This is a genomic window from Cyanobium sp. T1G-Tous (genome assembly GCF_024345455.1).
In the GTDB taxonomy this organism is placed as follows: Bacteria; Cyanobacteriota; Cyanobacteriia; order PCC-6307; family Cyanobiaceae; genus Cyanobium_A.
This window is the reverse complement of record NZ_JAGQBD010000014.1, coordinates 61755-70047: the sequence shown is the minus strand read 5'-3', so window position 1 is coordinate 70047 and position 8293 is coordinate 61755. Positions and strand designations below refer to the sequence as shown.

At 64.4% G+C, this 8293-nt stretch carries 11 protein-coding genes and 1 other RNA gene; 8 read left to right on the top strand and 4 right to left on the bottom strand.

From position 1 onward, the window contains the following. The first annotated feature begins 161 nt into the window (after positions 1-161). The 3 genes from KBY75_RS09630 to ssrS all read left to right on the top strand — a co-directional run bounded on the left by KBY75_RS09630 (position 162) and on the right by ssrS (position 2938). Positions 162-1532: a hypothetical protein gene (locus KBY75_RS09630; protein ID WP_255023750.1), complete on the top strand. Its 1371-nt coding sequence runs from the start codon at positions 162-164 to the stop codon at positions 1530-1532. 51 nt (positions 1533-1583) lie between these two features. Continuing rightward, a complete protein-coding gene (locus KBY75_RS09625; protein ID WP_255023749.1) occupies positions 1584-2741 on the top strand; it encodes a 5-(carboxyamino)imidazole ribonucleotide synthase in 1158 nt (385 codons plus the stop codon). 15 nt (positions 2742-2756) lie between these two features. Continuing rightward, positions 2757-2938, top strand: a non-coding RNA gene (gene ssrS / locus KBY75_RS09620) — 6S RNA. Between the two features lie 8 nt (positions 2939-2946). Here ssrS and KBY75_RS09615 read toward each other — a convergent pair. Beyond that, positions 2947-3594, bottom strand: a complete 648-nt coding sequence (locus KBY75_RS09615; protein WP_255023748.1) for an NAD(P)H-dependent oxidoreductase — start codon at positions 3592-3594, stop codon at positions 2947-2949. Positions 3595-3675: 81 nt separating this feature from the next. Between KBY75_RS09615 and KBY75_RS09610 the strand changes: the two genes are divergently transcribed. After that, a complete protein-coding gene (locus tag KBY75_RS09610; protein WP_255023747.1) occupies positions 3676-4074 on the top strand; it encodes a hypothetical protein in 399 nt (132 codons plus the stop codon). Here the strand turns inward: KBY75_RS09610 and KBY75_RS09605 are convergent. Continuing rightward, positions 4029-4346, bottom strand: coding sequence for a DUF2103 domain-containing protein (locus KBY75_RS09605; protein ID WP_106501619.1), 318 nt, complete (start codon positions 4344-4346; stop codon positions 4029-4031). The genes KBY75_RS09610 and KBY75_RS09605 overlap by 46 nt on opposite strands. After that, the gene (gene clpS / locus KBY75_RS09600; RefSeq protein ID WP_396098169.1) at positions 4346-4642 is read right to left on the bottom strand and encodes an ATP-dependent Clp protease adapter ClpS; all 297 of its coding nucleotides are present in this window, start codon (positions 4640-4642) and stop codon (positions 4346-4348) included. The genes KBY75_RS09605 and clpS overlap by 1 nt, the downstream gene beginning before the upstream one ends. A gap of 70 nt (positions 4643-4712) precedes the next feature. On the opposite strand from clpS, the gene petN reads away from it, so the two are divergent. The 4 genes from petN (at position 4713) to KBY75_RS09580 (ending at position 7613) form a co-directional block, all read left to right on the top strand. Next, entirely contained in the window at positions 4713-4814 is a 102-nt protein-coding gene (petN, locus tag KBY75_RS09595; protein WP_106501620.1) for a cytochrome b6-f complex subunit PetN, read from the top strand. 50 nt (positions 4815-4864) lie between these two features. Then, positions 4865-4987 (top strand): hypothetical protein, encoded by a 123-nt coding sequence (locus tag KBY75_RS09590; RefSeq protein ID WP_255023745.1) that lies wholly within the window; start codon positions 4865-4867, stop codon positions 4985-4987. Between the two features lie 80 nt (positions 4988-5067). Further along, positions 5068-6321: a CofH family radical SAM protein gene (locus KBY75_RS09585; RefSeq protein WP_261347443.1), complete on the top strand. Its 1254-nt coding sequence runs from the start codon at positions 5068-5070 to the stop codon at positions 6319-6321. Beyond that, positions 6318-7613 (top strand): hypothetical protein, encoded by a 1296-nt coding sequence (locus KBY75_RS09580; protein ID WP_255023743.1) that lies wholly within the window; start codon positions 6318-6320, stop codon positions 7611-7613. Before KBY75_RS09585 ends, KBY75_RS09580 begins: the two co-directional genes overlap by 4 nt. Here the strand turns inward: KBY75_RS09580 and psb29 are convergent. After that, positions 7573-8289, bottom strand: a complete 717-nt coding sequence (gene psb29, locus KBY75_RS09575; RefSeq protein WP_255023742.1) for a photosystem II biogenesis protein Psp29 — start codon at positions 8287-8289, stop codon at positions 7573-7575. The genes KBY75_RS09580 and psb29 overlap by 41 nt on opposite strands. Positions 8290-8293 lie beyond the last annotated feature (4 nt).

The window sequence follows — 8293 nt, the reverse complement described above, 5'->3', positions numbered from 1 at the left end:
TTGGCGGTGGTGAGCTCGTAATCAGAGAAGCCGAGCTGCTTGCCACCCATTACCTCAGTCCTGGTCAGCGATTACAGGGCCATTGTCCCGCGAATGGCACTGGTTCTCCAGAGTCTCCCTAGACCAGTCCCGGAAGCCTGCCTAGGGTTCATCCGCCTGAAATGACGGCTATGGCTTCCTCCGGTGGCAGACCCCGCTCCAGCCTCAGCGAACGCCAGTTGGTGGGCCTGTTCAGCCTTGGGCTGGGCGTGGTGCTGTTTCTGCTGATCCTGATGCGCGGCCAGCAGGCCGCCCGCGAGGGCAACCAGGAGATCAGCAACGACACCTACTGGGTGCTGGTTTCGCCACTGGTGTTTTCCGCTTTTGGCGTGGTGTTGTTGCGCTCCCCCAAGGCTGGGGTCGCCGCCCGGAGCAGGGCGAGCGTGCAGCCAGTGGTGATGCGTCCCCAGGTCAGCCGGGCGCTAGAGCAGTCGCAGCGCACCACCCAATCAGCCCAGGCCGCCCTAGCCAGTGTTGACGAGGGAGCCAGCCAGCAGCTGGCCCAGGCCCGCGCCGAGGCGGCGGCGGCACTAGCAGCGTTGGAGTCGCTCCACGGCGAACAGGACCGAACCGCAGCCCAGGCGGCCGCAAAAATTAGGGCGTTGCAGGCTGAGCTCTCTGCAGCCCAGCAGGCTCGGGTTCAATTAGAGGCCAACCTGCGCCGCGATCTGGTTACCCAAACAGCCGACACCGGCGGTGCTTTGGCGGCCGTCCAGTTGGTGGAGGGCCAGCTGGATGCTTTCGCCGGTGGCTTCAATGATCAACTGGCAGCGGCTCGGCGTCAGCTCGATGGGTTGATTGCCAGTCAGGAGCAGCAGCTGGCCCAGCTACGCAGCGAGGCAAGCCAGGCCCAGTCGGCTCTAGATCGACTCCGCGGCAACCAGGAGGCCGAGCTGGCCCGATTGCGCAGCGAAGCATCCCGGGCGATCAGCTCAGCTCAGGCTGCCCAGGCCGATACCCAGGCTGTCGCTGCAGATGTGTCCAGTCAGATGGCAACGATGGACCAGCAAATTCAGCAGGCCCAGCAGAGCTGCAGCCGGGCTACGGCCAGCCTCGATGCTGCTGTGGCCAGCACTGGGCAGGGGCGGGCCGAGGCCCTGGCCACTGCCCAGCAAGCCCAACGCCAGGTGGAGAAGCTGGCCGGCACCCTGGCGGCTCAGATGGATACGGCCCGCCAGCAGCTGGCGGCGGCGGTACAGGCCAGCAAGCAGGCCCAGGAAGTGGTGGACCGTTTGGAGCATGGCGCCCCCTCCTTTGGGGCAGCCACCCCAACAGCAGCTACCGGTTTCGACGCCTTCCTAAGTTGCTACCGAGAGGCTTGCGAAGAGCTGGGAGTACTACCCGGAAGCGGCTGGCAGGACGTGCGCGCTACCTGGCGCCGTAACGTGATGGATTGGCATCCAGATCAGGGTGGTGACTCCAGGCTTTGGGTCCGCCGCAATGCTGCCTATCAGCTGCTTGTGGCCTGGTACGAGTTCAACGGGGCGTCCTGATCCATACCCTGCACGCGGCGAGTTCCAAGATCCGTGGCTGGTGCCAACCCTGTGACTGAGCCAGTTGCTATCGGTGTAGTTGGTGGCGGCCAATTGGCCTTGATGCTTGCCGCCGCTGCCCGCAAGCTCAATGTGCCCCTGCATGTTTTGACACCAGGGGCACAGGATCCCGCCACTGCCCTTGCCAGCAGTGTGGTGCTGGCTGAACTCGACGATGTGGCGGCCACCCGGGAGCTGGCGCGCCGCAGTGGCGCCATCACCTTTGAAAACGAATGGGTAGATCTGCCGGCCCTGGCGCCGCTCAGTTTTGACGGAGTCGTCTTTCTGCCAAGCCTGGAGGCCCTCGCTCCCCTAATCAGTAAGCGGGGCCAGCGGCAGTTGCTGCAGGGTCTGGGCCTGCCTTGCCCGCGCTGGTGCGATCTGCCCACCAGTGGCCTGTTGCCTGAAGGCTTCAATTACCCATTGATGGCCAAGGCCTCCACCGGCGGCTACGACGGCAAGGGGACAGCCGTGTTGCGCTGCCCTGAAGATCTCACGGCCCTGCTGGCAAGGGTGCCCCTAGGCGACTGGATTCTTGAGGAGTTTGTCAATTTTGAGCAGGAGCTCTCCCAGCTCGCCTGCCGCGACCGGGCTGGCAACGTGCGGTGTTACTCCTTGGTGCAGACCCACCAGCACCAGCAGGTATGCGACTGGGTGATTGCGCCGGCCTCAGTGCCCCATGCGGTGCAGGCCTATGCCCGCAATATCGCCGCTTCCCTGCTCACGGCGATCAATTACGTGGGCGTGATCTCCATTGAGCTTTTTTATGGCCCGGGCGGTCTGCAGGTCAATGAAATCGCCCCCCGCACCCACAATTCCGGCCATTTCACGATCGAGGCAGCCCATACCAGCCAGTTCGAGCAGCAGGTGCGGATCGTCGCTGGCCTGCCTATGGGGTCTGTCGACCTGCAGGTGCCGGGGGCACTGATGGTGAATCTGTTGGGCTTTGAAAGTTCGGAACCCGACTACCAGGCTCAGCGGGACGATCTAGCTGCCATACCGGAGGCCACGGTGCACTGGTATGGCAAGCAGGGCTCCAGCCCCGGACGCAAGCTTGGTCACGTCACCCTGCTGCTGCCCGGGGTCACAGCTGAGGAACGGGCTGGCCAGGCGGAGCAGCTTTTAGAGCGGGTCCGATCCATCTGGCCCCTGCCCCCGCAAAACCAGTAATCGGTCTACACTTCCAGAGGACTGCCTTGTTGGTGACTGCCTTTTACAGTTTTCTGATCTGACTCCCTTTTCGACATGGGGGTCTGCAGCGGAAGCAACGTAAACCGGCCTCGTAGCCGGAAACGGCGCCCCGTCCTTGACCCTCTTCTGGTTCTACCAGGTCGAACACTGGGGCAAAACGGCACGGCGGTCCACCCCCTTCAAATCAACGCCTCTCGATCAGTTCTGCAGCCGCATAGCGAACCTTCGCCAGCGAGGCGTACTTATCGCTGCTGTCGCGATAGCCAGCCGCACACACCACACAGCTGCGGTAGGGCGAGTCTGCCAAGTTGAGAATGCGGTCATAGGCGAGGGGATCGAAACCTTCGATGGCACAGGTGTCCACTTCCAGCAGGGCAGCAGCTGTCATGAAGGTGCCCAGGGCGATGTACACCTGATTGCTGGCCCAGCGGTCGATCTGCTGGCTGCGGGGCCCATTGATCAGGTCGACGTCGATCATCTGGCGGTAGGTGGCCAGGGCGGCGGAATCGAGGCCGCGAACGGCTGCCATCGTCTCGATTAGGCGATCGGCTTCGGCGGCGCCGATCTGGCGTTGCACCAGGAACACCACCAGATGGGAGCAGTCTGTGATCTGGCTCTGGTTCCACGACTCGGGGCGCAGCTGCTGGCGCAGGGCGGGGTCGTTTATCTCCAGAAATTTCCAGGGCTGCAGGCCATAGCTCGATGGGCTCTGCACTAGGGCATCCTCCAGGGCCGCCCAGGTGGTGTCGTCAATGCGGCGACTGGGGTCAAACACCTTGGTGGCGTAGCGCCAGGCCATGGCCCCATTGAGCTGCTGGGGGGAGATCGGCATGGTGGGGTGGCGACAACGGTGGGGATCAGGGGCCATTCTGGACCTAGTTACTGCCATGGTCGGATTCGGCCGCCAGCCTCGATGGAGTCCTTTCAGCAGGCCTTTGAAGCCCTTCTGGCCCTCGCCCCAGGGCCGGTTTTTCCTCGCGCTCGGGAGCTCTACTTGCGCAAATACTGCCTCGAGGGACGCGACGCCCAGGATCGCTTCCGCACCTTCCTGTTCGAAGAAGAGATTCAGGAATCCGAAGGGGGCACCGTGCGGGTAAGTGCCTTGAGCTTCGCGGTGGTGCATTGGCAGGCCGCCCAGAGCACCCCTGAGGAATATGCCGCCTACCTTCAGGAGCGCTGGCAGCTGCAGCCGGCTGGGCTCATTCTTGAAATTGAGCCCTGGTTTCGGGAAGGAGGCGCCTTTGCCCGCTTTCAGGCAGCGGCGTCCTACGAGCGTTCACCCTCCGGTGAGTTGCTGTTGGGTGGTGTCTGACCCAGCAAGCGATCTAGGCACTGCTGCAGTTGCTCGCGGCTCCAGCCGGTGACTACAAACACCTCCTGCACGCTGCTGCCGCGGCGGGCGACGAGCTTGTGCCCCCCGGTAATGGGAGCTGAAACCCGCAGCCGCATCTGGCTGCTGCGGCCACGCACGCGGCTGATCACCGCCGGGGTGACGGTGTCGATGCCGGGGCAGAGCGCAAGTTGCTTGAGCAGCGGAATCAGCCCCTCCACGTAGGTGCTGTGGGTGATGACCACCCGACCCATCAGGCCCGCTCCAAAGGAGCCATGGTCAGGCCGGCTGCTCCCAGCTGCTGGTGGTAGAGCTCAGCCTGTTCCTGGGGGCCGCACCACACCACCGCCGAACCCTCCCCATCGATGCGGTGGGCCAGCTCCCAGGCCTTATCAGTGAGCATGGCGGGAATGATGCGCACCAGTGTTTCCACCACGTGCTGAAAGGTGTTGAAGTCGTCGTCAAGCACCACCACCTTGAAATCGGGGTAGGGCTGGCGCAGCCGCTGTCGCTCCTGAACGGGGCTGGCGGAGGAAAGGACCACAACCACGGACTGCAACGACGAACACCTTTAGGGCTCCAGCCTAGGTAAAGTGCCTTCAACGACTGCAAGCTGCACCATGTTGATCTCTGCGGGTTGGGCCTCCTTGGCTGCTCTGTTCAGCTTTTCCATCGCCATGGTGGTCTGGGGTCGTCACGGCGACAACAGCATCAAGTTCTGATCTGGCTTTGACGATCCTCTGTGCCTGAGCTGAACCTCTCCGCCTCCCAGGTGCTTTCCGCTATCGCGGTATTGCTGCTGGTGTTTGTCAGCGGAGGCGTGATCTATCTCTCCATCATCGAGTGGAGTGATCGTCGCCGTCGCAACGCCCTTGAAACCAAGCGCCGCAAGTGAGCGCCGCTGGCTCTTCGCCACCCTCCCCCACTCCTGCTGGCTTAGCCGATTGGGCCTGGCAGAGCGCAGCAGAGCTGCTGATGCCACCCCCAGCTGAGCCCTTTAGCCCTTCGGTAGCCCTCGACTTAGAGCCTCTCGACCTAGAGGCCCTCGCCCTAGAAGACTTAGTTGCGGCCATTGACGCGGCCCAGCCCAAGCTGCCGCTCGGTAGTGATACCGATAAGCACGACCCGGGCAGCTGGGATCCGGCCTTGCTTGCCTCCCTCGGTCTGAGCCTGCTGAGCCGCAGCGCTGATACCGAGCAGGATGAATTGCTACGCCGCGCTGCAGACGGCCTGCGCCAAAAACTAGCGGGCAACATCGTCACCTACGTGGTGAACCGCAACCTCAACGTTTCAAACCACTGCATCAAGCACTGCAGCTTCTGCGCCTTCCGCCGCGATGCTGGCGACCCAGGTGCCTACTGGCTTAGCGAAGCAGACCTGCAGCAAAAAGCCGCCGAGGCACTTGAGGCTGGAGCCACCGAGCTCTGTATCCAGGGCGGACTCAACCCAGCTGCCACGGTGGCAGGCAGTCAGCTGGCCTATGCCGAACGGTTGCTTGGTCTGTTGCAGCAGGCAGCACCGGGGTTGCACCTGCATGCCTTTTCGCCCCAGGAGCTGCTTTATTTCGCCCAGCACGACGGGCTGCCCCTCGATCATGTGCTGGCGCGGCTGCAAGCGGCTGGCCTGGGATCGGTGCCGGGTAAGGCGGCAGAGGTGCTCAGTGAGCCGGTGCGGCAGGTGCTCTGTCCGGAGAAACTCACGGCCCGGGAGTGGGTGGCGGTGATGCTTCAGGTGCACCAGCACGGCTTGCCAGCCACCAGCACCCTGATGGCAGGCCACATCGAGTCTCCGGCAGACGTGGTGGCTCACCTGCTGACCCTGGTGGCGCTGCAGCGCTACGCCTGGCAGCATCAGCGCCAGGGTTTCACTGAGTTTGTGCTGCTGCCGTTTGTGGGCGCCTCGGCGCCAGCTGCCCTGCGCTCCCGGGTGCAACGGGACCAGCCCGACCTTGCAGCGATGTTGCGGCTCACGGCCCAAGCCCGGCTGTTGCTGGGGCCCTGGTTTCGTTTCCATCAGCCCAGCTGGGTGAAGCTCACCCTCGCAGGCGCCACCGAGGCCCTGCGCTGGGGCTGCAATGACCTGGGCGGCACCTTGATGGAGGAGCACATCACCACGATGGCGGGTGCCAGCGGCGGCACCCGCCAGTCCCCCCAGGCGCTTGAGGCGGCTGCCCAGCGGCTTGGCCGTCCGGTACGGCGCCGCACCACCCTCTACGGAGCTGTGGCGTGACCCGCTTGCGCTGGACCCTCACCCTGACGGTTCTGTTGCTACTGCTTCCGGCTGGCTTGCTGCTGCGATCCCCCCGGCCCCGGGCCGAGGGGCTGGAGCGGCTGATGGGCCAGGCCGCCCTGCTGCAGAGCTTTCCGGCCGCCCCGGAGCGACCGGTGCCAGCCCTGTGGAGCCAGCGCCTCGGCGCTGCTCAGGCGCGTCGGATTTGGCGTCAGCAGCGCCGCTTCTGGTGGCAGTTCTGGGGGCGCGATGGCGATGGTGGCGCCTTTTTGGCCTATCAGTTTCAAGCAGCAAGCCCCCTGCCTCCCCATGGAATTCGGGTTGATGACCTCGTGGTCGTGGCAGCCGATCCCCTTGCCAAGCGGCTACTGCAAGACCAGCTCAACTTGGCCCAACGTCAGCGCCGCGGTCTGGAGCAGCGCTGCCTGCAGCGCTTGCAGCAGGAGCAAGCGGTTTTCTGGGCCCCCCTTGGCCTTGGCGTGATGGCCGGCCCTGCAGCCCCTTTGCTGCAACGCTTCCAGGAGGGATGTTTGAGTCTCGAGCTCGAAGGCGCCAACCTAGGGCTCGCTGGAGAAGCAGCTGCTGCCAGCGGCCTGCTGGCCGCCCCAGGTCGTGCGGCGCCAGCAGTTGTGCCTCCTCCCCTGCCCTCAGAGTTGCTGCTGGAGTGGCGCGGTCCTGGCCTTGAGGGCTTATTGCAGGGGCTGCTGAGCCGCGAGCTGATCCGGGAACCGCTGGCGGCTCGCTACGGCATCGGTGATGCCCAAATCACCATGTTGCGTCGTGTGCCCTTTGTCTTGCGACTGCGCCAGCTGGCCCAGGGCCCCTTTCAGACGGGTCTGGAGCTGCAGTTGGCGGTCTTCGGGGATCGGCGTCCCTGGAACCAGATGCTCGCCGGGCTGGTGGAACCGCTCGAGACCCAGGGGCTCGAGGTGACGCAATCTGGCTCAAAGGCCTTAGCCGCGACGCTCTGGCGCCAGCAGGATGGGCGAGTCGTGGGAGGTTGGCGCTGGGTGCTGGCTGGTTCGAGCAGCCCCCACCTGCTGCTCTTCCTAGGACCCGAACCACCCTCGGCTACTTCAGTAGCAGCAACGCCTGTGCTGAGCCAGCCCGGCCTTGGCGCTTCGATGCAGTTGCGGCTGCGGCCTGCAGCGCTTGCAGAGCGGGGCTTGCTGCCGCCTGAATTGCCCAAGCCCGTCCAGTTGGCTAGCCAGCTCAGCCTGACGGCAGTGCCAGCTGCTCCTGGTTCAGCCCTCAGCCAGCTGACGGGGCGGCTTCAGCTGCAATCTCGGTAGGGGCCTCTGTGGCTTCCTGTTGCTGCCGCTCGCGTTTACGGCGTTCAGCCGCAACGGTTTCCGCCATTAGCTCAACGGCCTGGGCCATTTTCTCGAGGTTGGTGGCGTAGAGGCTCAGGTCCTTGTCGAGTCGCTCGCGCAGCAAGCCCATGGCGCCGCCCAGATCGTGGGCATAGCTGCGTAGGGCGGAGGCATCCAAGGCATCTGCGCCTTGGGCCTGCTCAAGCAGGCTCAGCAGGCCTACGGCCATCAAACGGGAATAGTGGAAATCGGGGCGGCGGATGCCAGCAAGAGCTGTCGCAAGAGGTTCGGGTGCGCCCGAGCCCTCCTGTTCGATCCACTGCTTCACCTGCTCGACGCTGTGGCTGCCCATGGCAGCCATGGCGCTGTCTCGCTGCTGGCGCAACTGGTCGGCATCGAAGCCGGAAGCGCTGCAAAGGGCTTGGAGCAGGGGTAGGCGCTGGCCCTCAGGGCGATAGCCCCTGGCAAAACTGTCGAACACCTGGATCAGACCGCAGGCAAACAGGGCATCACTGCGAAAGCCGGTTTGACGGCTGAGCAGGTGCAGTTCCACAAGCAGCTCATCCACCATGCGGCGATAGAGCGGTGCGATCACGTGGGGGAAGGCGCGGTGAAACTCCCGCTTGCTGTCGGCAACGGTGAGGGCTGCACTCACGCTG